Origin of the sequence: Actinokineospora auranticolor (assembly GCF_002934265.1) — a bacterium.
Classification (GTDB): Bacteria; Actinomycetota; Actinomycetes; order Mycobacteriales; family Pseudonocardiaceae; genus Actinokineospora; species Actinokineospora auranticolor.
In genome coordinates this window covers 368,066-393,223 of sequence record NZ_PTIX01000003.1, presented here as the reverse complement: position 1 = coordinate 393,223, position 25,158 = coordinate 368,066, and the positions used below count along the sequence as shown (strand labels likewise).

The following is a 25,158-nucleotide window of genomic DNA, read 5'->3' as shown; positions in this document are numbered from 1 at the left end:
GTGATGGGGATCGAGTTACCACCGGAACTGGTCGACGTCGCCGCGGCGGCGGGCGTGCGCTGGCCGGAGGCCGACGAGGACCGGATGCGCGAGTCCGCCAGGGCGTGGCGGGACGCGGGAACCAGCCTGGCCACGCTGACCGGCGACGCGGACAGCGCGGCGCACTCCGCGCTGTCCACCGTGGAAGGCGACGCGGCGACCGCGGCGGGCAGGCACTGGTCGACCTTCGTCCAACCGGACACGGGGCACCTGACGTCACCGGTCAACGGCTGCGAGGCGGCGGCGGACCGGCTGGAACACGCGGCCGAGCAGATCGGCGCGGCGAAGGTGGAGATCGTCCGCAACCTCGTCGCGCTGGCGAAGAACGCGGACGCGGCCAACACCGCCGCGGCGGCCGGGCACCCGAACGCGCAACTGGGGCTGACCACGGCCATCAACGCCACGGCGGCGAACGTGGCCAACATCAACCACGCGCTGCGCACATCGGTGTCGACGGGCGCGGCCCTGCCCGCGGCGGACCTGGTCAACGCCAACCCCGGCGCGACGCACCAGACCACTGTGGACGGTCGAGGCGGGCTGCCCAACCTGCTGGGCAACACGACGAACCTGCTGACGCACACCGTCGACCAGACCGTCGGCGCGGTCCACCAGACGGTCGACCACACGGCAGGCGCGGTGTCCGGTTCCCCGCTCCAGGTCGTCACCAACACGACCGGCGCCGTCACCCACACGATCACCAACACCACGGGCGCTGTCCTGGACACGGCATCCGGTGTGGTCGACCACACCCCGCTGCACGCGGCCAAGCCGCTGCTGGACACGGTCCACCACACCGTCGACGCGACAACCGGCGCCGTAGACCAGACGGTGGGAGCTGTCCGAGACACCGCTGCCGGGGCCGTCAACACCACGGGCAACGCCCTCGGCCACACCACCGGCGCTCTCGACCACACCGTCGGCGCTGTCCGAGACACGACTACCGGAATGGTCGACACCCTCGATCACGCCACGCGCACCATCCGAGACACCGCCGCCGGGGCTCTCGACCACACCACTGGCGCTGTCGATCACACAGTGGGTGCCACCGGCGCCCACGACCACACCGCCGGCGTCGTCCAGAACGTGGTCGCCGGCCCTCTCGACCACGCCACGGGGGCCATCGAGCGCACGACCGACGCCATCCCGGCCGTGGTCGATTCCGCGTCCGCCCCGGTGGTCAACCACGGCACCGGCGCCCAGCTCCCGCCCCTGACGACCGACGTCCCGGTCAACACGGTCCAGGCGGCCTCGGCGGCGGTGCTCGACACCCCCGCCCACCTCGCCCAACCGACCGCGAGCGCCCCGACCAACTCCCCCATCGCGAACGTCCTGGGCACCGGCGCGCCGAGCCACGCACCGACCGCCCAACCCGGCGCCTTGGGCCTGCCCGCTCAACCCGCGCCCGCAGCGCCCGCAGCGCCCACTCCGGCCGCGCGCCCGGCAGCCCTCCCCGCCCAGCCGTTCGCTCCCCGCGCCGACGCACCGCCGTCGACAGGTCAACAACCCGCCCGCCCCGGCGCGGCCGCCCAGACCGGCGGCGGCACGCCCGGCGGCAAGGCCGAGTCGGGTGGTTCGCCCGCCCCCGGCAAGCAGACGGGTGTGGCACCGCACTCCCCGGCCAACCCGACCGACCGCCACGAGCAGCAGCCGGAACAGTCGGACCACCCCGACCCCGCGGCCCCGGCTTTCCTCGCCGCCCCCATCCCCACCACCCTCCTGGGCGGCGGCTCCACAGGAGCGCTCGGCGCCACGGGCCGCCCCACCGGAACCGCCCAGCCGGACGCCGGTCCAGCGCAACCCCGCGGCTCCGCACCCGGCCAGCCGAACACGACCGCCAAACCGGGCGGCGACCACGCCAACCGGCAAGGTCTCGGACACCAAGCGGGCCCCACGACCGGCACCGACCAGGACTCCCGCCACCGCACCGGCCAAGCGGGCCCGGTCACCGGAGGCGACCACCCGGACTCCCGAGCCCGGACAGGTGGCTTGCCGAACTCCGATCGGCAAGCACCGGCACACCGCACCGCCCAGCCGAATCCCGGCCACGGCGGCGCGGGCCACCCGAGCCCCGGTCCCACGACCGGCGCCGACCAGCCGAGCAGGCAGCCCGGGGACCCCGCTCCCGGGCGGCTCTCCGGTGTCCAGCACCCCGCCGAGCCCACCCCTCAGCAATCCCCTCCAGCCCAGCCCGCACCGCGGGCAGCCACCGGATTCGAGCCCTTCCTGCTGGTCCACCTCTTCCCCATCGGTCACCTCCCGGTCGCCACCAGCCGACCGGCGCGGCAGGTGGCGGCGCCGGTCGAGGAGGAGGACTACGCGGCCGGGTTGCGGTTCGAGCCGGGGGACCACCCCGACTCCGTCCTGGTCGACTCCGCGACGCCCGTGGCGCACCCGGCGCCCACCGACGGCACCGACCCCGGTGCCCTTCTCACCGACTACGACCCCCTCGCCGGTGCCCACGAGCGCGACTGGGACCGGCGGTTCCTCGTCCACCCCGACGGTCCCGAGTACGCCTGGCCGCCGGGTGAGCTCTACCCCGAGGGCGGCACCGCCCCCGGCGAGCCCTTGCTCCTCGCCGAGGACACCCTGGTCGACCGGTTCGGCACCCCCGACGGCCGGGTCTTCAGCGTCGACGGCACCCCCTACCGTCGGCGGTCCCTGCCGCCCACCCACCGCGAGGCGGGGTACCGGCGCTACCGGGTCCGGCAGCCGCTGCCGGTGTGGCGGGCCGTGTCGGCGCCGTGGTTCGGGCAGCCCGGAAGCGGTGAGCGGTACCGCACCACGCACAGCGCCGCCGAGTTGGTCGCGCTCGGATTCCTGGAGGAGCTGTCGTGAACGCCGAGACGGTGCTGGGGTACCTGGCCGCCGTGGGCATCCCCGCCGGGGTGGTGTCCGTCGGCGCGGAGGCCGACAACGCGTGGTGCCTGGTGCGGGACGAGTCCGGCTGGGAGGTGTTCTGGCGGGAGCAGGGCAACCGCTACGACTGGGCGCGGTTCGACAACGAGCAGGTGGCCTGCCACTACCTGTTCGGCAGGCTCACCTGGTCGCAGGTCGTGCGGGGTGCCGTCGGGGTGCTGCCGACGGCGGTCGGCTAGCGGCGGAGCAGGTCCAGGGCCGCGTCGTGCACGTGGCCGTTGGAGGTGAGCACCGAGCCGCCGTCGTAGCGGACGGCGCCGCCGAGGTCGGTGAACCGGCCGCCCGCCTCCTCGACCAGCACCTGGAACGGGGCCACGTCCCACGGGTTCACGATGGCCTCGGCGGCCAGGTCGATGGCGCCCTCGGCGACCAGGCAGTGCTGCCAGAAGTCGCCGAACGCGCGGGTCTCCCAGCAGGCCTCGGTGAGCGCCAGGTAGCGCTCGCGGGAGTGGTACTTGACCCACGAGTTGATGTCCGTGGTGGACAGGTAGGCGTCGTCCAGAGACCGCACCCCGGACACGGAGATCCGGCGGGGCTCGCCGCCGTCGCGGACCGTCCAGGCGCCTTCGCCGCGGGCGGCGTACCAGCGGCGGCCCAGGGCGGGGGCGCTGACCACGCCGACGACCGGGGTGCCGTCCTCGACCAGCGCGATGAGCGTGGCCCAGGCGGGGACGCCGCGCAGGAAGTTCTTGGTGCCGTCGATCGGGTCGAGCACCCAGGCCCGGCCCGCGCCGACCGCGCCGCCGCGCTCCTCGCCCGCGACCGCGTCGGCGGGGTAGGACTCGGCGAGCACGGCGCGCACCGCGTCCTCGACGGCGGTGTCGGCGTCGGTCACCGGGGTGCGGTCGGGCTTGCGCTCAACCACCAGGTCGACCGCCTGGAAGCGGGCCCGGGTGATGGCGTCGGCGGCGTCAGCCAACCGGAGGGCGGAATTCAGGTCGTCGCTTGACACGGGCGCGATCGTGTCACGCCTACCCTGGACACCGTGAGCGTGGTGTTGCTGGCCGAGGACGACGCGGCCATAGCTGACCCCCTGTCGCGTGCCTTGCACCGCGAGGGGTACGAGGTGCGGGTCGTCGGCGACGGCCACTCCGCACTGGAGGTGGCCTCGACCGGCCAGCCGGACCTGCTGGTCCTCGACCTGGGCCTGCCCGGGATCGACGGGCTGGACGTGTGCCGCAGGCTGCGGGCCGCGGGCCGGGGCATCCCGGTGCTGATGCTGACCGCCCGGGCCGACGAGGTGGACTTCGTCGTCGGCCTCGACGCGGGCGCCGACGACTACGTGGCCAAGCCGTTCCGGCTGGCGGAGCTGCTGGCCCGGATCCGGGCGCTGCTGCGCAGGCAGGCCCCGGGCGCCATCGACGTCAACGGGGTGCGGATGGACCTCGCCGCGCGCGTGGTCACCGTGGACGGCGTGGAGATCACCCTGGCGAACAAGGAGTTCGAGCTGCTGCGGGTGCTCATCCAGCGCGCGGGCCAGGTGGTGACCCGCGAGGAGATCCTCACCGAGGTGTGGAGCGACCCGGAGCTCAAGACCAGCAAGACCCTCGACATGCACATGTCGTGGCTGCGCCGCAAGCTCGGCGAGGGCGGTCCGAAGTCCACCGAGCGGCGGATCGCGACGGTGCGCGGCGTCGGCTTCCGGTTCAACGCCGAGTAGCCGGGCGTGCGCCGCCGCATCCTGCTGGCCATCCTGCTCGCGGTGACGGTCACCGCGTGCGCCCTGGGCATCCCGCTGGGCTACAGCGCGATGGAGATGGTGGAGAGCGTCACCCGGGCGGACCTGATGTCCCGCTCCCAGCAGATCACCGCGGCGCTGGACGACGAGATCGCGCAGAACCACGACATCACGGACCTGTCGGTGGTGCAGCTCGCCGTGCCCAAGGGGGGCCAGCTGACGGTGACGATGCCCGGCGAGGTCGAGCTGCACCTCGGCGACCCGCTGACCGGGGACACCATCTCCGAAGAGGCGGTGATGATCCAGAAGGGTCGGATCCGGCTGACCATCGACGCGGGCCCGATGCGCACCCGCCAGGCCCAGGTCGCGGCGGTGGTGGCGCTGGTGGTCGTGCTGACCATCGCCGTCGGCACGGTGGTGGCCATGGTGACCGCCCGCAGGCTGGCCCGGCCGCTGCGGCACGTGGCCGACCGGGCGAGCAAGCTGGGCGCGGGCGACTTCCGGCTGGACCGGACCCGGTACCGCCTGCCCGAGCTGGACATGGTCGCGGAGGCCCTGGACGCCTCGGCGCTGGCGCTGGCGCAGCTGGTGCAGCGCGAACGGGACCTGGTCGGCGACGTGTCCCACCAGCTGCGCAGCCGGTTGACGGCCCTGCAGCTGCGCCTGGAGGCCCTCGCGATGATGCCCGACGACGACGCGGCCAGCGAGGCCAGGGAAGCCCTCGACCAGGCGGAACGCCTGGCCGACGTGCTCGACGAGCTGCTCGCGGCGGCCCGCGAGGCCCGCGCGGTCGGCGCCGAACCGGTCGACCTGCCCCAGGAACTGACCGCCATCGCGAACGAGTGGCGGGAACTGCTGCGGCAGGAGGGCCGGTCGCTGCGCCTGCGGCTGGCACCGGGCCTGCTGGCCAGGGTCACCCCGGCGCGCCTGCGCGAGGCGGTCGGCGTCCTCCTCGACAACGCCTACCGCCACGGCGACGGCACGGTGACCGTCTCCGCGCGGGGCGGCGAGGCGGTCGGCGGGGAGACGGTGGTCATCGAGGTGACCGACGGCGGCGCGGGTGTGCCCGACGACCTGGCCCCGCACATCTTCGAACGGGGCGTGTCCGGCGCGGGTTCGACCGGCCTCGGCCTGGCCCTGGCCCGAGCCCTCGTCGACTCCGACGGCGGGAGGTTGGAGCTGTCCATCGCCCGCCCGGCCACCTTCACGGTGTTCCTGCCGGTCCCCAAAGCGGGCAACGTCCGCGGCGTCCGCTGGCCCACCGAACGCTCACCGCGCTAGCCCGGCACGCCTCCGGCCCCGGAATCAAGTTTCCCGGCGAGCACCTGCGGTTCCGGCGGAAGATGATCAAGCTCGTGGATGGCTCGGAGACACTCGGCGACCCTCGGCGGACGCCTCCGGCCCCCACTATCCATTCCAGCGAAGGGGACCGACATTCCGAACCGAAGATGATCAAGCCTGTGGACAGACGACCGGGAGTCGCGGCGGCTTGGTTCGAGGCGAAACGGTCACTAGTTCGCGTTGCTGCCTGTGGGGCGAGCAGGCGATTGTCGGTAGTGATGGGGCAGCCGAGCTGATCACCGAGGCCGGGTGGCCACTCGACCGCGGGTCGGTTCTCCCAGGGCGGAACCGCCGCCGGGAGTTGTCCACAAGCTTGATCATCATCCGCTGGCACTGTCCGTGCTCGCCGGTAGAATTGACACCGGGGGCCGGAGGCGCGCCAAGGTCACGAGCCACGCCCCGTTCCAGGACCGGACCGACCGGGAGGCCGGGCGGTCACCTAGGCTTTCCCCGGGCCGGTGCCGCGGCCCGTGAGCTGGGAGCCGGTCGATGAGTGGTGGGGTGCGCAACCCCTGGGTGGCGCTTGCCGCGCTGTGCGCGTGCTTCTTCATGGTGATGCTCGACTCCACGATCGTCACCGTCGCCATCCCGGCGATGCTCGAGGACCTCGACGCCACCCTGAACCAGATCATCTGGGTCAACAGCGTCTACCTGCTCGCCAACACCGTCCCCCTCCTGCTCACCGGCCGACTCGGTGACCGCTTCGGACCGAAGCGGGTGCTCGTCGTCGGGCTGGTGCTGTTCCTGGGCGCTTCGCTGTGGTGTGGACTGTCCACGTCGGCCGCCTCGCTGATCTCCGCGCGGGCCGTGCAGGGGCTCGGGGCGGCCGCGATGACGCCGCAGACGCTGTCCTTCATCACGCGGCTCTTCCCCGCCGAGCGGCGGGGCGCGCCGATCGCCGTCTGGGGGGCGGTGTCCGGGGTCGCGACGATCGCGGGGCCGGTGGTGGGCGGTCTGCTCGTGCAGAACGTCGGTTGGCAGTGGATCTTCCTGCTGAACCTGCCCATCGGGCTCGTCGGGCTGGTCCTGGGCATCGCGCTGCTGCCGGACTGGCGGCCGTCGGGGCGGATCCGGGTCGACGCGGTGGGGGCCGTGCTCGCCTCGGCCGGGTTGGCGCTGCTCGTGTTCGGGTTGCAGAACGGCCAGCACTACCACTGGGGCGCGATCGTCGGCCCGATCGGCGTGCTGCCGGTCATCGGCGCGGGTCTGCTGCTCATCGGCGGGTTCGCCGCGTGGCAGCGCCGCTCGCGGACCAACCCCGACGCGCTGGTGCCGCCCGGGCTGTTCGGCTCGCCGATGTTCGGGGCCGCCAACCTCACCCACGCCGCGCTCGGGTTCGCGACCACCGGGATGTTCCTGCCGCTGGTCATCTACGTGCAGTCCGTGCTCGGCCTCGACCCGCTCGCCTCCGCGCTGCTGTGCGCCCCGATGGCCGTGGCGGCGGGCGCCGCCGCGCTGGTCGCCGGGCGGGCGCTGCGGGTCGAGGGCCGGACGGTGATCATGACCGGGTTGGCCGGGCTGGCGCTGGGCACGGTGGTGCTGGCGGTGCTCGCCGAACCGGGCACCGACCCGTGGGCACTGGTCCCCGGGCTGGTGGTCGCGGGCATCGGCATCGGCCTGGTGTTCTCCCCGCTGACCGCCGCCGCCACCCTCGGCATGCCGCCGCACCTGGTCGGCGCCGCGTCCGGGGTCTTCAACACCGCGCGGCAGGTGGGCGGGGTGCTGGGCAGCGCGACCACCGGGTTGCTGCTCCAGGTCGGCCTCGGCTTCGCGGTCCCGGCGGCGGCCCGCGAGTACGCCCGGTTCCTGCCGCCGCGCTACGCCGACGAGTTCATCGAGCGGATCACCGCCGCCGCGCAGACCGCGAGCCAGTTCGGCGGCGACGGACCAACCGTGCCGTCCGATTGGTCGCCGACGGTCGCCGAGCGGGTACGCGAACTGGCCACCAACGCCTACGACCTCGGTTTCACCAACGCCGCCAAGGCGACGCTGGTCCTGCCGGTCGTGGTGCTGGTGCTGGGCATGCTGAGCGCGTCCGGTATCCGGGTGCCGCCAACTGGTAACGCGAAAAACTCGGGACTGCCGAGCGGACGAATCGGTCCGTAGCGTCTGCACGCATGGCAATACGGCGATCCGCGCTCACCCTGGCCGTGGCCATCGTCGCCGGGTTCGGCGCGTTGGTCGTCCCGGCATCGGCCGCCCCGAACCCCTTGCAGCGCACGGAACCGACCTACTCCTACGCGAACGCGATCCGGGAGACGGTGTGGGTGGACACCGGGTTGTCCGCTCCCAACGGCGCCCGCGTGCGCGTCGCCGCGGACATCATCCGGCCGAGCGAGGTCACCTCCGGCGTTCCGGTGATCATGGACGCCAGCCCCTATTACGCCACTCTCGGCCGGGGCAACGAAAGCCAGAAGAAGACCTACGACAGCGCGGGCAAACCCATCCAGTTCCCGCTGCACTACGACAACTACTTCGTCCCGCGCGGCTATTCGGTCGTCCTGGTCGACCTTTCCGGAACCGCCCGCTCCAACGGCTGCGTGGACATCGGCGGGCGCTCCGAGATCGCCTCCGCCAAGTCCGTCATCGACTGGCTCAACGGCCGCGCCACCGGCTACACCACGGCCACCGGCACCGCCACCAAGACCGCGGGCTGGTCCAGCGGCGCGGTGGGCATGATCGGCAAGTCGTGGGACGGCACGATCGCCAACGGCGTCGCCGCCACGGGCGTCGACGGGCTCAAGACCATCGTGCCGATCGGCGCCATCAGCTCCTGGTACGACTACTACCGCGCCTCCGGGGCCACTTTCACCAGCGGCAGCCCGACCGGGTTGACGCAGGTGGTGGAGAACGCGCAGGGCGCGGCCAACTGCGCGTCGGTGAAGTCGACGCTGACGAACGGCTCGCCGAGCACCGGCGACTACACCGCGATGTACCGGGAACGGGACTACGTGCAGAGCGCGTCCCGGGTCAAGGCCAGCGTGTTCGCGGTGCACGGGCTCAACGACCTCAACGTCAAGACGATCAACTTCGGACAGTGGTGGAACGCGCTGCCGCCGACGGTCGAGCGCAAGATCTGGCTGTCGCAGACCGGGCACGTCGACCCGTTCGACTACCGGCGCCAGGTCTGGGTCGACACGCTGCACAAGTGGTTCGACCACTACCTGGTGGGCATCGACAACGGCGTCGAGGACGAGCCGGGGTCCACTGTGGAGCAGTCGCCGGACGTGTGGGAGGACGACAGCTCCTGGCCGCCGGCCAAGAGCACGACCACGTTGCGGTTGACGCCCAGCGGCACCGCGGGTGTCGGCACCCTGGGTGCCACCGCGCCGCCGTCGGGGACCACCGCCGCCTTCACCGACAACCCGAAGATCGGCGAGTACGACTGGATTAACAACCCCACCGCCACGTCCGCGTCCCGGCTCGCCTACCGCACCGGTGCCCTCAGCAGCCCGATCCGGATCTCCGGCACCTCGCAGATCACCGTGACGGCCACCTCGTCGAGCAGCGCGGCCCGGGTGAGCGCTGTGCTCGTCGACTACGGCCCGGCCACGATCCGCAACTACCGGGCCACCGGCGAGGGCATCCGCACCCTGTCGACGCGGTCGTGCTGGGGCGAGAGCGCGACGGGTGACAGCGCCTGCTACCTCGACACCGCCGCCAACACCACGTCGGTGACGCAGAACGTGATCGCGCGCGGCTGGTCGGACCTCGGCCACTACGCGGGCCTGGAGACCCGGCGGAACCTGAGCCCGGGCACCCAGTACACGATCACCTTCAACCTGGCCACGACCGACCAGACGATCCCCGCCGGGCACCGGCTCGGGCTGGTGATCGGCAGCACGGACAGCAGCTACATCGCCGCGGCCGGTTCGTCGCCGCGCCTGGTGGTGGACCTGTCGAAGACGTCCCTGCGCGTGCCGCTGGTCGGTTCCATCTGATCGGGATCCCGCAGGAACACCACAACCGCCACTCGGAGCACCGTGGGCAAGAAGCCACGTGAACCAAGTGGCGGTTGTCGGCAACCGACCCGTAGGCTCATCCGGTGCGCTTCGTACTCGCCTCGCAATCCCCTGCCCGCCTTGGTGTTCTGAAGGCCGCCGGGATCGAGCCCGTGGTCCGCGTGTCCGGTGTGGACGAGGACGCGGTCATCGCCGGTCTGCCGAACGCGAGCCCCGAGCAGGTCGTCACGGCGCTGGCGGAGGCCAAGGCGCGGACGGTGGTGGGCGACCTGGAGCGCGTCGAGGACGCCGTCGTGGTGGGCTGCGACTCGATGCTGCGCTTCGACGGGCAGCTCGTCGGCAAGCCGGGCACGCCGGAGGTCGCGAAGGCGCGGTGGCTGAAGATGGCGGGCGGCGAGGGCACCCTGCTGACCGGCCACGCCGTGCTGCGCGTGCGCCACGGCGTGATCGCCGACTCGGCGATCGCCGCGGAGAAGACGGTCGTGCGCTTCGCCTCCCCCACGGTCGCCGAGATCGACGCCTACATCGCCACCGGGGAGCCGCTGCAGGTGGCGGGCGCCTTCACCCTGGACTCGCTCGGCGGCTGGTTCGTCGACGGCATCGACGGCGACCCGTCGAGCGTCATCGGGATCAGCCTGCCGCTGACCCGGCGACTCCTCTCCGCCATCGGGGTGAGCGTCACCGACCTGTGGCGTTCCACCAAGTGAGAGTGATACCGCTCTCCGGGTGAGACGGGAAGTTCCACACCGCCGACCTGGTTTGATCCGGGTGTGAGGTCCCATCCGGGTGTCGCGCTGACCCAGCGCCTGCACGTCGACCTGCGACGGCAGGCGAGTTCGCTGTGTCCGCGCGCGGCCACCGCCTGACACCCGCATCTCCCTCCCCCACCCTGGAGCACCCATGTCCAGCGCGCCCGAACAACCCGAAACCCCCGTGGACCCCGCCAAGCGGGCCAATCGCCGAACCCTCTACTTCGGACTGGCCGTGCTGGCCGGACTGGTGCTCGGCGCCGTGCTCGGCTTCGTGGCCAAGCAGACCGGCGCCGAGTGGCTCGACACCACCCTGAGCACCATCGGCAACATCTTCACCAGCCTGCTGCAGTTCACCGTGATCCCGCTGGTGTTCACCGCGATCGTGGTGGGCGTCAACAGCCTGCGCGGTCTCGGCGGGCCGCGCACCGCCGCCCGCCTCGGCGGCAAGACGCTGCTGTGGTTCGGGATCACCTCGCTCATCGCGGTGCTCATCGGCATCGCGGTCGGGCTCATCGGCGGCGTGGGCAAGGGCCTGACCATCGAGCCGAGCGCGGCCAACGTCGAGAAGATCGCCAGCCGCACCCCCGGCGACTGGCTGACCGTGCTCAACGGGTTGGTGCCGGAGAACATCGTCAACGCCTTCGCCCAGGGCGAGGTGCTGCAGGTCGTGTTCGTCGCCGTGCTGATCGGCGTCGCGACCTACGCGCTCGGCGACAAGGCCGCGCCGTTCGTCGCGGTGAACCGGGCCGTGTTCGACATCATCCAGAAGGTGCTCGGCTGGATCATCAAGCTGGCGCCGATCGGCGTGCTGGGCCTCATCGGCCACGCGTTCGCCACCTACGGCAACACCTTCGTCTCCCGGCTGCTCTCGCTCATCGCGGCGGTCTACATCGCGGCGGCGCTGGTGCTGTTCGTGGTGTACCCGGTGCTGCTGCGGTTCGTGGGCAAGGTCAGCCCGCTCACCTTCTTCGCCAAGTCGTGGACCGCGCTCCAGTTCGCGTTCGTCTCCCGTTCCTCGGGCGCGACGCTGCCGCTGAGCCGCCAGACCGCGGTCAACCTCGGTGTCGAGCCCGGCTACGCCGGGTTCGCCGTGCCGCTGGGCACCACGACCAAGATGGACGGTTGCGCCGCGCTCTACCCGGCCATCGCCACCATCTTCATCGCCAACCTGTTCGGCATCTCGCTGAGCTTCTGGCAGTACGCGGGCATCGTGCTGGTCGCGGTGTTCGGCTCCTTCGCCACCGCGGGCACCACGGGCTGGTTCAGCATGCTGACCCTGACCCTGAGCACGATCGGCCTGCCCCCGGAGGCGGTGGCGACCGGTCTGGCGATCGTGATCGGCATCGACCCGATCCTCGACATGATCCGCACCGCGACCAACGTGGGCGGGCAGATCGTGGTGCCGGTGCTGGTCTCGCGCTCGGAGGGCCTGCTCGACGACAAGGTGCTGCACACGCCGAGCGCGCCGCCACTGCTGGACGGGCCGGTCGAGGCGGAGACCCCGCGCGCCGAGAAGGAACCCGTCCCCGCCTGAGCCGCACTCGTCAACCGCGCGAACCGCCCCGGAGCAGCAGGCTCCGGGGCGGTTCGCGTCACTCAGGGGCAGCCGCGCAGCTGGATCTCGGTCGGGACGATCTCCGGGTAGCCCGGGAGCTGGTCCATCCGGCTGTAGGTCTTGGTGCAGCCGAGTTCCTCGCCGCCCAGGCCGAACACCTGCACGTAGACCTGCCGCTGGCAGTCCTCACCGGTCCGGCAGTCGCGCTGCACGGTGATGACCTCGGGCGAGGAGTCGCCGACCACGTTGGCCAGGCTCAGGTAGTTCGCCGCCGAGAAGAACGCGCGGCCCAGCGGGCTCCACTTGTCCGAGCGGCCCGCGATGACCTGACCCGTCGTCCCCTTGTCCCCCACACCGCGGACGATGCACGCCGCCACCGCGCCCGCCGCGCACTGCAACGAGCTCTCGGTGAGCTTGACCCCCAGGTCGGTCACGGTGATCTCGATGATCTGCGGGCTGCCCGGGCTGCCGATGAGCAGCCGCCCCGAGGCCGCGCCCGAGTCGCCGATCAGCTGCACGTCGGTCCCCGCGACCGGCACCTGGCCGAGCCGCTTGCACGGTTCGCGCTTGCACTCGCCCGCGCGCGGGTTGGTCGAGGCGGAGCTCGTGGTGAGCGGCGCGGCGGCCGCGGGGTTCGTGCGGACCCGCAGCACCGCGGCACCGGTCAACGCGGCGGCGACGACCAGGCCGCAGATGACCATGGCGAGCACCACCGCGGTCGGGGCTCTCCGACCGCGCACAGCGAACACCTCCACGGGACCGCACCTCCGCCACACCGCCCGGTGACCGCTAGAAGGGTAGCGTCGGGTGTGGGCTTGGTCTCCGTCATCGCGCGGACCGGATACGTAAACTGCCCACCAGCCGGTGAACGGCGACTAACACCAGCAAGAGGAGGCACCGGCGTGTCCGACTCGGCCAAGGTCCTGACCAAGGTCCTCATCGCGAACCGGGGCGAGATCGCCGTACGGGTCATCCGCGCCTGCCGGGACGCGGGGCTGGCCAGCGTCGCGGTGTACGCCGACCCCGACCGCGACCTCCCGTTCACCCGGCTCGCCGACGAGGCGTTCGCGCTCGGCGGCAGCACCCCCGGCGAGAGCTACCTGTCGGTGGACAAGCTCCTCGACGCGGCCAAGCGCAGCGGCGCCGACGCGGTGCACCCCGGCTACGGCTTCCTCTCCGAGAACGCCGAGTTCGCCCAGGCGGTGATCGACGCGGGCCTGGTGTGGATCGGCCCCGACCCGCGGGCCATCCGCGACCTCGGCGACAAGGTCACCGCCCGGCACATCGCGCTGCGCGCGGGCGCGCCGCTGGTGCCCGGCACCAAGGAACCGGTCGCCGGTGCCGACGAGATCATCGCTTTCGCGAGCGAGCACGGGCTGCCGGTCGCGATCAAGGCCGCGTTCGGCGGCGGCGGGCGCGGCCTCAAGGTGGCTCGCACGGTCGAGGAGATCCCCGAGCTGTTCGACTCCGCGGTGCGCGAGGCGGTCGCCGCCTTCGGCCGCGGCGAGTGCTTCGTCGAGCGCTACCTGGACCAGCCGCGGCACGTCGAGGCGCAGGTGCTCGCCGACAAGCACGGCACCGTCGTGGTGGTCGGCACCCGCGACTGCTCGTTGCAGCGCCGCCACCAGAAGCTGGTCGAGGAGGCGCCCGCGCCGTTCCTCACCGACGCCCAGCGCGCCGAGATCCACAGCTCCGCCAAGGCCATCTGCAAGGAAGCGGGCTACTCCGGCGCGGGCACCGTCGAGTACCTCGTCGGCACCGACGGCACCATCTCCTTCCTCGAGGTGAACACCCGGCTCCAGGTCGAGCACCCGGTGTCGGAGGAGACCGCGGGCGTGGACCTGGTGCGCGAGCAGTTCCGGATCGCGGCGGGCGAGCCGCTGCGGTTCACCGAGGACCCGATCCCGCGCGGCCACTCCATCGAGTTCCGGATCAACGGTGAGGACGCCGGTCGCGGCTTCCTGCCCGCCCCCGGCACGGTCACGCTCTGGCGGGCGCCGGAGGGGCCGGGCGTGCGGGTGGACTCCGGTGTGGAGTCCGGCACGGTCATCGGCGGCCAGTTCGACTCGATGCTGGCCAAGCTGATCGTCACCGGCGAGGACCGCGCGCAGGCGCTGGCCCGCGCGCGGCGCGCGCTGGACGAGTTGGTCGTGGAGGGCATGGCCACGGTCGTGCCGTTCCACCGGGCGATCGTGCGCGACCCGGCGTTCATCGGTGACGACAACGGGTTCTCCGTGCACACGCGGTGGATCGAGACCGAGTTCGACAACACCATCGAGCCGTTCACCGGCGGCGCGGAGGCCGCGGAGACCGAGCCGCGGCAGACCGTCGTGGTCGAGGTCGGCGGGCGCAGGCTGGAGGTGTCGCTGCCGGGCGGGTTCGCGCTGGGCGGCACCGGCGGCGGCACGGCGACCAAGGCCCGGCCCCGCAAGCGGGCGGGCGGCGAGTCGGCGGCGGCGGTCTCCGGCGACGCGGTGACCGCGCCGATGCAGGGCACCATCGTCAAGATCGCGGTCGAGGACGGCCAGGCCGTCGCGGCGGGCGAGCTGATCGTGGTGCTGGAAGCCATGAAGATGGAGAACCCCGTCACCGCGCACAAGGCGGGCACGGTCACCGGGCTCACCGTCGGCCAGGGCGGGACCGTCACCACCGGGGCCGTCATCTGCGAGATCAAGGACTGACCGGACGTGAATCGTGGTCGCGTCCGGGCCTTCCGGGGTCCGATTTAGAATCCGGGCATGGCCCAGGGCGAGCACGACGGCATCCGGATCAGCGCCGCGGAGCGGGATGAAGCCGTCACCATGCTCGGTGCGCACATGTCCACCGGGCGGCTGGAAGTCGAGGAGTACGAGTTCCGGACCGTGCGGGCCGCGGCGGCGCGGACCCGGGCGGAGATCGAGTCGCTGTTCAGCGACCTGCCCGCGCCGCACCCGGACCTGAGCGGGGCCGCCCGGCCCAACCCGAGCGCCGCGCTCAAGAGCATGCTGCCCAGCAGGCCCGCCAACAGCAAGGGACTCGTGGCCACCCCGGCCAGCGAGGCCCTGGACACCCTCGCGGGGCTGCTGTTCGTGCTCGGGTTACCCGGGGCGATCCTGCTCACCATCTACCTGGGCATGTGGTGGACGATCGTGGGCGTGGTGGTCGGCGCGATCACCGCGGGCGCCATCGCCGAGGCGGTCAAGAAACCCGCCTGAGCGCGATTCGCCGCATCTGCCCGCTATGTCCGGTGGATCCGGCGAAAACCGGCCTTGATCACGGGATCTCCTGAGAACAACCTCAGCGCGTCGGCGGTCCGCATTCCGTAGCATCGAGTACGTGAGCGAGATCGAGCGGTCCGAACTGCGCGTCGGTGACGCCGAGCGGGAAGACGCCATCCGCGCGCTCGGCGAGCACATGAGCGCGGGACGGCTCGACGTGGACGAGTACGGCGAGCGCAGCGCGCGGATCACCACGGCCAAGACCCGTGGTGAGCTGGTGGCGCTGTTCACCGACCTGCCCGACCCCAAGCCCGCCTTCGGCGCGCCCCAGCCACCACCCACCCCGGCGCACTCGCCGGTCCCGGTGCCGCCGCGGGCCCTGAACGACTGGCAGTCGCGGCCGGTGGGCCAGCGGGTCTTCGCCGCCTTGATCCCGCTGTCGGCGATCACCGGGGTGCTGCTGTTCATCTCCTTCGTGCACTTCTGGCCGATCCTGCTGCTGCCCGTCGCGATGACCGCGATCGGCGGGGCCCTCTTCGGCGACGACTGGCGCCAGGACCAGCGCGGCAACCGGCGCGGGCGCCGGGACATGCGGCACTACCGGGGCCACTACGGGCGCGGCTGGCGCTGACCTCTGCTCCGTTCGGTCGCCGTAGTCCGACCGTCGGTGCCGCGGGGTAGCGTGCCGGTGTGGAACCGGTGGAGATCAACGCGGGCGGGTACTACCTGCGCGCGCTGCGCGACGACCCGCGATTGGACGACCGCCCCCGGCTCCTCGAGGGCTTCACCGACCCGGTCAGCAGGCAGTGGCTCGCGCACGTCAAGGTCCACGACCTGGCCACCGCGGGCGAGTACATCGCCCGCCGCGCCAAGGACTGGGCCGACGAGACCCGCTTCTCCTGGGCGGTCGCCGAGCCGACCACCGGCCTGCTGCTCGGCGAGGTGCTGATCAAGGACCTCGACCTGGCCGCGGGCACCGGCGAGGTGGGCTGCTGGGCGCACCCGGACGCGCGCGGCCGGGGTATGACCACCGACGCGCTGGCCGCCGTGCTGCGCTTCGGCTTCGGCGCGCTCGGCCTGCGGGAAGTCGTCTACACGCACGCGCGCGGCAACGCGGCGTCGGCGCGGATCGCGGAGAAGTTGGGCTTCACACCGCTGAGTGACGAACAGTCGGAGCACATCGTGCTCGGACTGCGTAACCCGGCCGAACGGGTGGACGTTGAGTAGACGTCAGACCGGCGAAACCAAGCCGAAATCACCCGCGTCTACGAACTAGGTAGGAATAGTCGAAACCGATCGTGGCGACTCGTTAGAGTTGGCTCGACACGGGCAGTGACAGGGGACCCAGCGGGAAAGGGTGGTGACATCCGGTGGCACCGGGAACCAACGGGCACGGGCACGGGGGTGGCCGCGGGCACGACCTGCTCGACCTGGCACCGGAGGCGGTGCCCGCGCTGCGCGCGGCGTTCGCCGACGCACTGGCCAAGGTCGACGGGCAGCTCGAACTGGGCGAGACGGGCCTCGCCGTCGAACGGTGGGCCAGGGACCCGGTGAGCGAGGACGCCACCCGGGTCTTCAACGCGCGCACGGTGCACCACGAGCGGGCCGCGCTCGACGCGCTGCGCGCCTACCGCGCCCGGCTCGACACCGCGGTGCACACGCTGGACCGCGTCGCCGAGCAGTACCGCCTGCTCGAAGAGGACAACCGGGCGACCGTCACGCAGAAGGGCACGGCGGGCTGAGGCCCGCGCAGGGGCGAGGGGACGAGCGATGACCGAGCAGAACGGGCAGCAGCCGGAGACCAAGCGCTGGCGCGGCTTCACCCACAAGGAGCTGTACCTGATGCTGCACGACGGCCCCGGCGCGCAGGCGTCGGCCGAGCCGTCCCGGCGCTGGGCGCAGCTCTCCGCGACGCTCAGCGAGATCGGCCAGGACCTGGCGGCGACGCTGGACGGTTCGTCCGCGGTGTGGGCGGGCCGGGCGGCGGGCGCGGCGCGGGAGCGGCTGGCCCCGCTGGCGGGCTGGGCGCGCGCGGCGGCCGTCGAGGCGGGCGAGATGCGCGTGGCCGTGGAGAACCAGGCCGAGTACGTGGCGCGGGCGCGGGCCGACATGCCCGCCCCCGAGGACGTGCCCGCGGTGCGACCGGACCCGGCCGTACCGCCCGCGACGCAGGTCGCGCTGGTCGGCGGGGACGTCGAGCCGGTGGAGGCCGCGCAGGCGGCGGGTGCGCAGAAGGCGTTCGAGGTGATGGCCGCGTACGAGGTCGCCACCGGGCAGAACCTGGGCCTGCTGACCGGCTTCGAGGAGCCCGCCGGCCTGGTGGGGCAGGGCGACATCCGGCGCGACCAGGGCGACGGCGTGCAGTCGTCGGGTACGCACACGTCGTTCACCGGTCACCTGCCGACCCAGGTCCCGACCCAGCCGAGCGGTGTCGACCAGCAGCCGCGCCACTTCCACGGCGGCGCGGGCGGTCCAAGCGGCGGCATCGGCGTCGGCCCGTCGGGTGACGGCATCGTGCCGCGCGGCGGGCAGCGCATCGACGTCTCCGGCGCGTCGGTCGTGGAGGCCCCGGAGGCGTTCCGCCGCCCGATCCAGCCGGGCCTGCTCTCCGGCGCGTCCCCGGTGATCACGGCCGAGGGCCCGGTGATCGGCCTCGGCGGTGTCGGCGGTGTCGGTTCGGGGTCCGACCGCTCCAGCGGGCGCTCGACGCGGCCGCTGACCGGTGGTTCGGTGATCGGCGCCGACCCGTCGACGTCGTCCGGCGCGGGTGCCGCGTCGTCCGGCCTGACCGCGAACCCGGCCGCCGCGGCCGGTGCGCCGATGGGCGCCGCGGGTGCGGGTGCGCCGCTGGCGGGTGGCGACCGGGTGGCGGACAAGATGGCGATGCGCCGCTTCGGGGCGGAGGCGCTGGGGTCGAGCCAGTGGTTCGGCGACACCGTCGAGTCGTCGTCGAACAACGCGACCAGCAGTTCGTCGGCCCGCCAGCTGGGCGGCAGGCGCCGGGACCTCAGCCGGGGCGAGGATTCGCCGGTCACCGAGTCGGTCAGCGTGGACGGCGAGGACGTGGCGCTGCCGCCGGGTGTGATCGGCGGCTGACGCGGGTGGGGCTGGCGGTCACGGCCCTGGAGTTCGACGTCTTGGTGGCGCACCTGGGCATCGAGCCGGTGCCCCTCGTCCTGCGGGTCCCGTCACCGGGGCGCACGGAGGGCGAGCGCGCGCACCTGGCGCGACAGGCGTGGTCGGGTCTGACGACGCGCGGGCTGGGCGGCCCGTACTCGCTGGACCCGACCTTGTCGCGCCTGCTCGACCTGCTGCGCGGGCCGGACCGGGAACTCGACGGTCGCCTGTGGACAGACGGTCCGTTGCGGGTGCTCGCGGCGGCCACGGGGGATGACGCGGTGCTGGTGGTGAAGACCGAGCACTGGCTCACCTTCCACCCCGCCGACGCCTCCGGCCTGGCCCGACACGCCCTTTCCGTGCTGCCCCAACGCGACCCGGGCCCCGGCCAGTCCGTCACCCTGCCCACCGCGGACTTCGAAGCCGCCACCACCGCCCCCACCTTCGCCGAGGGCCTGCGCACCAGGGGCATCCGCCACTAGGACGCCAAGGCCCTCACCGAGATGCTCAAACCCCCACACGCCCACGGCACCTTCGCCGCCGCGACCCGCGACCGGTGGGGCAAACGCACCAGAACCGACCGCGTGATCAGCTACTTCGACACCGAAGACGGCCGCTACCTCCAAACCCGAGTCGACGGCTGGACCACCATCTCCCCCACCAACTCCCGTCGCCTGTTGCACCACGTGTCAACTCTCCTCCCGGCGACCTGAGCAAGAACGCCATACCGCGATCTGAATAAGATATTCCCAGGCCGACATATCGCCAGGTCGAACCGCGCCCGCCAGCCCGGATCCAACCGCGAAGTGCGGGCTCGACACCCCGTGTAGCCTGGTGTTCGACCGAATTCGCGCCGGAACCGCGACGGGCAAGGGGTTTCGATGAACACCACCCGGATCGACAGCGAGCAACTCCGCACACCACCCGTTCAACTACGCCACGATTTCTTCGAAACTCCCGAATTCCGGGCCGCCTTCGAAAGCCAGAACATCGGCCAGGTATTCAAGGCATACCGAACCCACCCCCGGAACCTGCACCTGTTCGGCAAACCCCTGAACCAGAGCGTGCTGGGGAGATGGCTCGGGCTCACGCAAACCCAGATCAGCAATCTCGAGACCGGCCGAACGCCGCAGCACGACCTCGAAGTCCTCCGGAACTGGGCGAGGACCCTCCACCTCCCCCAGCACCTCCTGTGGTTCGACTTCCCGGGACAACGCCGGTTGGACACGCAGGCAACCCGGCAGAACCCGCTGATCGCGGCCACGGGCATGGACACCGTCGAACTGCTCCAGCGCCTTCGGGCCTCAGCGGTCGACCGGGCGACGGTGGAGGCGCTGGACATCACCGTCGAACAGCTCTGCTGCGACTACGCCCACGCCGACGCCCGGGAGTTGGCGCTCACGGGAAAGCAGTGGTTGGCCCGGATCACCGAGCTGCTGGAGAACCGCCTGACCCTGGCTCAGCACCGCGACCTCCTCGGCCAGGCGGGGACACTCGCGCTGCTGGTCGGGTGCCTCGACTACGACCTGGGCGACGCGGCCTCCGCCGAGGCCACCCGGCGGATGGCGCTGGGGCTCGGGGTCGAGTGCGGGAATCCCGACATCATCGGGTGGGCGCACGAAATGCTCGCCTGGTTCCACCTCACCTCCGGGAACCTCCGCGCTGCCATCCCGGCCGCGGCAGCCGGGATCACCGCCGCGCCATCCCGCTCGGTCGCCGTGCAGCTCTACGGCCAGCAGGCGAAAGCCCATGCCCGGATGGGCAGAACCGAAGCGGCCCACAGCGCCCTGGAACGGGGCCGAGAGCTGTTGGACAAGTTGGCCTACCCGGCACGACCGGACAACCACTTCGTGGTCGACCCCGACAAGTGGGACTTCTACGCCATGGACACCTACCGCATCGCCGGGCAGGACGACCTCGCCGAGCGCAATGCGGAGGAGGTGATCCGGCGCAGCGTCAATCCCGAAGGGGTGGTCGTGGCACCGATGCGCAAGGCGGAGGCCGAACTCACCCTCGCCGTCGTCGCGGCCCGGAAAGGCGACTCGGACGAGGCGTCCCGATTGGGTGCGGCGGCGTTGCGGGGCGGGAGGCGCAGCAGGCCGTCGTTGCTCATGGTGGCGGGCGAGTTGGACGACGAGCTGCGTGCCCGTGGGACGGGTGCGGACTTCCGCGTGTTCCTCGAAGACCTCAAGCGGCCCGAGTAGCCGCTACGAGACCGGCGATACCAGGAACTCCCGCACGTCCGGTGCCCCAGCCCGAACCGCGTCCGCCGCCGCGTCGTCGGGTTTTATCTGGGAGTCGCGTTCGGCGGCGACTCGGGCGACGTAGTTCGCGATCTCGAACTCGACGCGGTCCTCGTCCCACCCCAGTACTCCCGCCATGACCTCCGCGACCTGTCTGGCGCAGTCCACGCCCCGGTGCGCGTACTCCATCGAGATCCGCGTCCGCCGGGTCAACACGTCCTCCACGTGCAGCGCCCCCTCCGCCGCCGCCGCGTAGGCGATCTCGACGAGGAGGTAGTCCGGGGCCGCGTCGACGGGTTTCAGCAGTTCCGGGGTGGCCAGTTCGAGCACCGCGTGCACCAGGGATCCATACCGGTCCAGCAGGTGCCGCACCCGGTAGGGGTGCAGCCCGTACCGCGCCGCCAGCAGGTCCGCCTGGTTGACCAGCGCGTGGTAGCCGTCCGCGCCCAGCAGCGGGACCTGGTCGGTGATCGACGGGCGCAGCCGCCCCGGTAGGTCGACGGCGGCGGCGTCCACCGCGTCGGCGGCCATCACCCGGTACGTCGTGTACTTCCCGCCCGCGATCGCGACCAGGCCGGGCGCGACGCGGGCCACGGCGTGCTCGCGCGACAGCTTCGACGTTTCCTCGCTCTCACCGGCCAGCAGGGGCCGCAGCCCCGCGTACACGCCCTCGATGTCGTCGTGCGTCAGCGGTGTGGCCAGGACCGAGTTGACCTGCGCCAGGATGTAGTCGATGTCCTGCCGGGTGGCCGCCGGGTGGGCCAGGTCGAGGTTCCAGTCGGTGTCCGTGGTCCCGACGATCCAGTGGTTGCGCCACGGGATGACGAACAGGACCGACTTCGCCGTGCGCAGGATCAGCCCCGACTCCGCCACGATCCGGTCGCGGGCGACCACGATGTGCACGCCCTTGCTGGCCCGCACCCGGAACCGCCCCCGGCTGCCCGACGCGCGCTGCAGCTCGTCCGTCCACACGCCCGTGCAGTTCACCACGACGTCCGCGCGCACAACGGTTTCCGCGCCGGTCTCCACGTCGCGCACGCGCACGCCCGACACCCGGTCGGCCTCGCGCGTGAAACCCACCACCTGGGTCGACGCGCGCACGACGGCGCCGTAGTGCGCGGCCGTGCGGGCGACGGTCATGGTGTGGCGGGCGTCGTCGGCTTGGGCGTCGTAGTAGCGGATCCCACCGATCAGCGCGTCGCGGCGCAGCGCCGGGACCATGCGCAGCGCGCCCGCGCGGGTCAGGTGCTTCTGCCCGGGCACCGACCGCGCGCCGCCCATGGTGTCGTACAGGAACAGGCCCGCCGCGGTGTACGGGCGCTCCCATCCCCGGTGCCGCAACGGGTACAGGAAGCTGACCGGCTTCACCAGGTGCGGCGCGATCCGGGTGAGCATCAGCTCCCGCTCCCGCAACGCCTCGCGCACCAGGCCGAACTCCAGCTGCTCCAGGTAGCGCAGCCCGCCGTGGAACAGCTTGCTGGACCGGCTCGACGTGCCCGACGCCAGGTCCCGCGCCTCCACCAGCGCGACCCGCAGCCCGCGCGTGGCCGCGTCCAGCGCCACACCGCAGCCGACGATCCCGCCGCCGATCACCACGACGTCGAACGGCTCCGCGGCGAGCCGCCGCCAGGCCCGGTCGCGCTCCGCCGGGCCGAGCACACCGCCCGGCGAGTCCGATGTGGAGTGTGGTGTGCGGCTGGCCATGGCTCGCCTCCCGGTGCGGCAGCGGGTGGACCGACCACGACCACGCTACCCGCCCGCGGCCGCGCGGGCAGTCGACCCGTTGCCAGTCGAACGGGCGAAAGGTAACGTCCAGGTCACTCAGGGTAGGTGCGCACCGGCGTGAGGAGCACCGCATGCCTTTGCCCTTCTGGCAGACCGTCCTCTGGGAACTGCTGGGCACGGGCACGCTGATCCTGCTCGGCGCGGGCGTCGTCGCGAACACCACGCTCAGGGGCACCCTCGGGCACGGGACCAATTGGCTGCTGATCACCCTGGCCTGGGGCTTCGCCGTGTTCACCGGCGCCAGCGTCGCCGCCCCCAGCGGCGCGCACCTCAACCCGGCCGTCACCGCCGGCCTGCTGTGCGCCGGGCAACTGCCCTGGTCGGCGGTACCGGCGTACCTGCTCGGCCAGTTCACCGGCGCCTTCCTCGGCGCGGTGCTGTGCTGGCTGGCCTACAAACCCCACTTCGACGCGCACGACGAACCCCGGGCCACACTCGGGATCTTCGCCACCGGCCCGGCCATCCGCGCGCTGCCGTGGAACCTGGTCACCGAGGTCATCGGCACCTTCGTGCTGGTGTTCTGGGTGCTCACCAGCCCCGCCGCCAAAGCCGCCGACAGCAGCGGCGTGCCCCAGTTCGGCAACTCCGCGCTGGGCTACGCGGCCGTCGCCTTCGTGGTCATCGCCGTCGGCGCCTCCCTCGGCGGCCCGACGGGCTACGCCATCAACCCCGCCCGCGACCTGGGCCCGCGCCTGGCCTACGCGGTGCTGCCGATCCGCGGCAAGGGCGACCCGGACTGGCCCTACGCCTGGGTCCCCGTGCTCGGCCCCCTGCTCGGCGCGACCGCCGCGGGTCTCCTCTACCGCACCCTGCCTGTTTGACGAGAGTTCACGAGAGGCTGACCCCATGACCGACTACGTGGCCGCGATCGACCAGGGCACCACCTCCACGCGCTGCGTGGTCTTCAGCCACGAGGGTCGCGTCGTCGCGATCGACCAGCGCGAGCACGAGCAGATCTTCCCGCGGGCGGGCTGGGTCGAGCACGACCCGGTGGAGATCTGGGCGAACACCCGGACCGTGGTGGCGGGCGCGCTGGCCAAGGGCGACCTCGCGCCGTCGGACGTCGTCGCGGTCGGCATCACCAACCAGCGCGAGACCGCCGTCGTGTGGGACCGGACCACCGGGGAACCGGTGTACAACGCGATCGTCTGGCAGGACACCCGCACCGACCGGATCGCCGCCGACCTCGGCGCGCTCGGCGGCGGCCAGGAGCGCTACCGCGCGACCACCGGACTGCCGCTGGCCACCTACTTCTCCGGCCCGAAGGTCCGCTGGATCCTGGACAACGTGGACGGTGCCCGGGCCCGGGCCGAGGCGGGCGACCTGCTGTTCGGCACCGTGGACACCTGGCTGCTGTGGAACATGACCGGCGGCGTCGACGGCGGCGCGCACCTCACCGACCCGACCAACGCCTCCCGCACCCTCCTCATGGATCTGTCCACACTGGACTGGGATGCGGACATCGCGGCGGAGATGGGGATCCCGCTGTCCATGCTGCCCGACATCCGACCGTCCGCGGGCGAGTTCGGCCGGGTGCGCGAGCGCGGCGCGCTGGGCGGCGTGCCGATCACCGGCATCCTCGGCGACCAGCAGGCCGCCACCTTCGGCCAGGCCTGCCTGGACCCCGGCGAGGCCAAGAACACCTACGGCACCGGCAACTTCGTGCTGCTCAACACCGGGACCGAGCGCGTCGCGAGCGAGAACGGCCTGCTCACCACCGTCTGCTACCAGCTCGGCGACCGCCCACCGGTCTACGCGCTGGAGGGTTCCATCGCGGTCACCGGCTCACTGGTGCAGTGGGTGCGGGACAACCTCGGCATGATCGGCACGGCGGCGGAGATCGAGGAGCACGCGCGGTCGGTCGAGGACAACGGCGGCTGCTACTTCGTCCCCGCGTTCTCCGGCCTGTTCGCCCCCTACTGGCGCGCCGACGCGCGCGGCGCGATCGTCGGCCTGACCCGGTTCGTCACGAAGGGACACCTGGCCCGCGCGGTGCTGGAGGCCACCGCGTACCAGACCCGCGAGGTGATCGAGGCGATGAACGCCGACTCCGGCGTGCCGCTGACCTCGCTCAAGGTGGATGGCGGCATGGTGGTCAACGACCTGCTGATGGGGTTCCAGGCCGACATCCTGGGCGTGCCGGTGATCCGGCCGGTCGTCGCGGAGACCACCGCGCTCGGCGCCGCCTACGCCGCCGGGCTGGCCGTCGGCTTCTGGGCGGGGGAAGCGGACCTGCGCGCCAATTGGGCCAAGGACGAGGAGTGGGCACCGTCCATGCCGGAGGCGGAGCGCGAACGCCTGTTCCGCCAGTGGAAGAAGGCCGTCACGCGCACATTCGACTGGGCGGGGAATGACTGAATTCCGCGCGCGACCGGAGAACGGCATCAACCGAATAGCGTAGTGCCAATCCCCTTTTCGGCGGGGGCACCGGCCGCCCCGCCCGGGCGACCAGCACCCCTACCCCTGGGGTATTTCCAGCTTTCGTCGAACAGCGGGCCGCTCAGCGCGATCCGCTGGACCGCTCAGCGCGATCCGATTCCGGCACGGTCCACCCCCGGCCACCCACCGCGGCG

The 25,158-nt window shown here is 72.3% G+C and carries 22 protein-coding genes and 1 pseudogene; 19 read left to right on the top strand and 4 right to left on the bottom strand.

Annotated elements, in window-relative coordinates:
• The first annotated feature begins 3 nt into the window (after positions 1-3).
• Both CLV40_RS39350 and CLV40_RS07940 read left to right on the top strand, forming a co-directional pair.
• The gene (locus CLV40_RS39350; protein WP_245931160.1) at positions 4-2,874 is read left to right on the top strand and encodes a glycohydrolase toxin TNT-related protein; all 2,871 of its coding nucleotides are present in this window, start codon (positions 4-6) and stop codon (positions 2,872-2,874) included.
• The gene (locus tag CLV40_RS07940; RefSeq protein ID WP_104478173.1) at positions 2,871-3,134 is read left to right on the top strand and encodes a hypothetical protein; all 264 of its coding nucleotides are present in this window, start codon (positions 2,871-2,873) and stop codon (positions 3,132-3,134) included. Before CLV40_RS39350 ends, CLV40_RS07940 begins: the two co-directional genes overlap by 4 nt.
• Here CLV40_RS07940 and hisN read toward each other — a convergent pair.
• Positions 3,131-3,907: a histidinol-phosphatase gene (gene hisN, locus CLV40_RS07935; protein ID WP_104478172.1), complete on the bottom strand. Its 777-nt coding sequence runs from the start codon at positions 3,905-3,907 to the stop codon at positions 3,131-3,133. The two genes, CLV40_RS07940 and hisN, sit on opposite strands and share 4 nt — an antisense overlap.
• A 39-nt stretch (positions 3,908-3,946) precedes the next feature.
• Between hisN and CLV40_RS07930 the strand changes: the two genes are divergently transcribed.
• The 7 genes from CLV40_RS07930 (at position 3,947) to CLV40_RS07905 (ending at position 12,222) form a co-directional block, all read left to right on the top strand.
• The gene (locus tag CLV40_RS07930) at positions 3,947-4,615 is read left to right on the top strand and encodes a response regulator transcription factor (protein ID WP_104478329.1); all 669 of its coding nucleotides are present in this window, start codon (positions 3,947-3,949) and stop codon (positions 4,613-4,615) included.
• Between the two features lie 6 nt (positions 4,616-4,621).
• Complete coding sequence (locus CLV40_RS07925) at positions 4,622-5,914, top strand: ATP-binding protein (RefSeq protein ID WP_104478171.1); 1,293 nt, start codon at positions 4,622-4,624, stop codon at positions 5,912-5,914.
• Positions 5,915-6,463: 549 nt separating this feature from the next.
• Positions 6,464-8,080: a DHA2 family efflux MFS transporter permease subunit gene (locus CLV40_RS07920; protein ID WP_245931159.1), complete on the top strand. Its 1,617-nt coding sequence runs from the start codon at positions 6,464-6,466 to the stop codon at positions 8,078-8,080.
• 11 nt (positions 8,081-8,091) lie between these two features.
• The gene (locus tag CLV40_RS07915; RefSeq protein WP_104478169.1) at positions 8,092-9,915 is read left to right on the top strand and encodes a Xaa-Pro dipeptidyl-peptidase; all 1,824 of its coding nucleotides are present in this window, start codon (positions 8,092-8,094) and stop codon (positions 9,913-9,915) included.
• A 104-nt stretch (positions 9,916-10,019) separates the two neighbouring features.
• On the top strand, positions 10,020-10,643 hold the full coding sequence (locus CLV40_RS07910) for a Maf family protein (protein ID WP_104478168.1): 624 nt from the start codon (positions 10,020-10,022) through the stop codon (positions 10,641-10,643).
• Between the two features lie 63 nt (positions 10,644-10,706).
• Positions 10,707-10,802, top strand: coding sequence for a putative leader peptide (locus CLV40_RS40525; protein WP_342752250.1), 96 nt, complete (start codon positions 10,707-10,709; stop codon positions 10,800-10,802).
• 34 nt (positions 10,803-10,836) lie between these two features.
• On the top strand, positions 10,837-12,222 hold the full coding sequence (locus tag CLV40_RS07905) for a dicarboxylate/amino acid:cation symporter (RefSeq protein WP_104478167.1): 1,386 nt from the start codon (positions 10,837-10,839) through the stop codon (positions 12,220-12,222).
• A gap of 62 nt (positions 12,223-12,284) precedes the next feature.
• Here CLV40_RS07905 and CLV40_RS07900 read toward each other — a convergent pair whose 3' ends face one another.
• On the bottom strand, positions 12,285-12,983 hold the full coding sequence (locus tag CLV40_RS07900; protein ID WP_146107964.1) for a hypothetical protein: 699 nt from the start codon (positions 12,981-12,983) through the stop codon (positions 12,285-12,287).
• A 162-nt stretch (positions 12,984-13,145) separates the two neighbouring features.
• Between CLV40_RS07900 and CLV40_RS07895 the strand changes: the two genes are divergently transcribed.
• The 7 genes and pseudogenes from CLV40_RS07895 (at position 13,146) to CLV40_RS07865 (ending at position 19,270) form a co-directional block, all read left to right on the top strand.
• Positions 13,146-14,924, top strand: coding sequence for an acetyl/propionyl/methylcrotonyl-CoA carboxylase subunit alpha (locus tag CLV40_RS07895; protein ID WP_104478165.1), 1,779 nt, complete (start codon positions 13,146-13,148; stop codon positions 14,922-14,924).
• A gap of 57 nt (positions 14,925-14,981) precedes the next feature.
• Positions 14,982-15,437 (top strand): DUF1707 SHOCT-like domain-containing protein, encoded by a 456-nt coding sequence (locus CLV40_RS07890; RefSeq protein WP_104478164.1) that lies wholly within the window; start codon positions 14,982-14,984, stop codon positions 15,435-15,437.
• Between the two features lie 121 nt (positions 15,438-15,558).
• Positions 15,559-16,071, top strand: coding sequence for a DUF1707 SHOCT-like domain-containing protein (locus tag CLV40_RS07885; protein WP_104478163.1), 513 nt, complete (start codon positions 15,559-15,561; stop codon positions 16,069-16,071).
• A 59-nt stretch (positions 16,072-16,130) separates the two neighbouring features.
• Positions 16,131-16,667 (top strand): GNAT family N-acetyltransferase, encoded by a 537-nt coding sequence (locus CLV40_RS07880; RefSeq protein WP_104478162.1) that lies wholly within the window; start codon positions 16,131-16,133, stop codon positions 16,665-16,667.
• A 143-nt stretch (positions 16,668-16,810) separates the two neighbouring features.
• Positions 16,811-17,182, top strand: coding sequence for a transcriptional regulator (locus tag CLV40_RS07875; RefSeq protein WP_104478161.1), 372 nt, complete (start codon positions 16,811-16,813; stop codon positions 17,180-17,182).
• A 28-nt stretch (positions 17,183-17,210) separates the two neighbouring features.
• Positions 17,211-18,536 (top strand): PPE domain-containing protein, encoded by a 1,326-nt coding sequence (locus CLV40_RS07870; RefSeq protein WP_104478160.1) that lies wholly within the window; start codon positions 17,211-17,213, stop codon positions 18,534-18,536.
• 5 nt (positions 18,537-18,541) lie between these two features.
• A pseudogene (locus tag CLV40_RS07865) lies at positions 18,542-19,270 on the top strand (ESX secretion-associated protein EspG).
• 219 nt (positions 19,271-19,489) lie between these two features.
• Here CLV40_RS07865 and CLV40_RS37090 read toward each other — a convergent pair.
• Complete coding sequence (locus tag CLV40_RS37090; protein ID WP_146107963.1) at positions 19,490-19,744, bottom strand: hypothetical protein; 255 nt, start codon at positions 19,742-19,744, stop codon at positions 19,490-19,492.
• Between CLV40_RS37090 and CLV40_RS07860 the strand changes: the two genes are divergently transcribed.
• Entirely contained in the window at positions 19,625-20,761 is a 1,137-nt protein-coding gene (locus CLV40_RS07860; protein ID WP_483860556.1) for an NsdA family TPR-like regulatory protein, read from the top strand. The two genes, CLV40_RS37090 and CLV40_RS07860, sit on opposite strands and share 120 nt — an antisense overlap.
• Positions 20,762-20,764: 3 nt before the next feature.
• On the opposite strand, the gene CLV40_RS07855 is transcribed toward CLV40_RS07860, so the two are convergent.
• Positions 20,765-22,504 carry a glycerol-3-phosphate dehydrogenase/oxidase gene (locus tag CLV40_RS07855; protein WP_104478159.1) on the bottom strand — a complete coding sequence of 580 codons (1,740 nt, stop codon included), beginning with the start codon at positions 22,502-22,504 and terminating at the stop codon, positions 20,765-20,767.
• Between the two features lie 152 nt (positions 22,505-22,656).
• Here CLV40_RS07855 and CLV40_RS07850 point away from each other — a divergent pair, with 152 nt between their 5' ends.
• Together CLV40_RS07850 and glpK are read left to right on the top strand one after the other, a co-directional pair.
• Positions 22,657-23,406, top strand: coding sequence for an MIP/aquaporin family protein (locus tag CLV40_RS07850; RefSeq protein WP_104478158.1), 750 nt, complete (start codon positions 22,657-22,659; stop codon positions 23,404-23,406).
• Between the two features lie 25 nt (positions 23,407-23,431).
• A complete protein-coding gene (gene glpK, locus CLV40_RS07845) occupies positions 23,432-24,943 on the top strand; it encodes a glycerol kinase GlpK (protein ID WP_104478157.1) in 1,512 nt (503 codons plus the stop codon).
• Positions 24,944-25,158: the final 215 nt, after the last annotated feature.